A 599-nucleotide genomic window follows, 5' to 3' on the forward strand; every position below is an offset into this window, starting at 1 on the left:
GGCGTCGGCCGTCTGGTGGATGCGGACATGAACGAGGAATCGACCCGCCTGAAGGCCCTGCAGACCCAGCAGCAGCTCGGCATCCAGTCGCTCTCGATCGCCAACTCGAGCTCGCAGAACATCCTGTCGCTGTTCCGTTAAGCAGCGCTACCGGCCCCATCCGGGGCTGACCGACACCGAACGCCGGGGAGCAATCCCCGGCGTTTTTTTTGATCTGCGAGAATATTTAGAAACTTACCGGGGCGGTTAAATGTTCGGTAACCATGATAAGGCATTAATGACCCTATTGAAATGACGGGTCGTTGATCGGAAGCAACCGGGAACGACGAGCATGATGCTTTGCCGTCGTTGCCGGTATTAAAACCCGGTATGTCCCGTGTAATTTCCTGTCTAAAGGGACGCCACCATGACAAGCATCATGACAAATGCCTCAGCGATGTCTGCGTTGCAGACACTTCGCTCGATCAACTCCGACATGGAGATGACTCAGAACCGTATTTCTTCGGGTTACAAGGTTGATACTGCCGCAGACAACTCGGCCTATTGGTCCATTGCGACCACCATGCGTTCCGACAACAAGGCGCTCGGCACCGTGCAGG

At 55.4% G+C, this 599-nt stretch carries 1 protein-coding gene and 1 pseudogene; both read left to right on the plus strand.

From position 1 onward, the window contains the following. The coding region (locus LL06_RS27105) for a flagellin (protein ID WP_280114138.1) at nucleotides 1–141 on the plus strand (141 nt) is incomplete at its 5' end. Nucleotides 142–406: 265 nt separating this feature from the next. Continuing rightward, nucleotides 407–599 (plus strand): annotated as a pseudogene (locus LL06_RS27110) (flagellin); the annotation flags it as partial.

It is taken from the genome of Hoeflea sp. BAL378, from assembly GCF_000759435.1.
GTDB lineage: Bacteria > Pseudomonadota > Alphaproteobacteria > Rhizobiales > Rhizobiaceae > Hoeflea.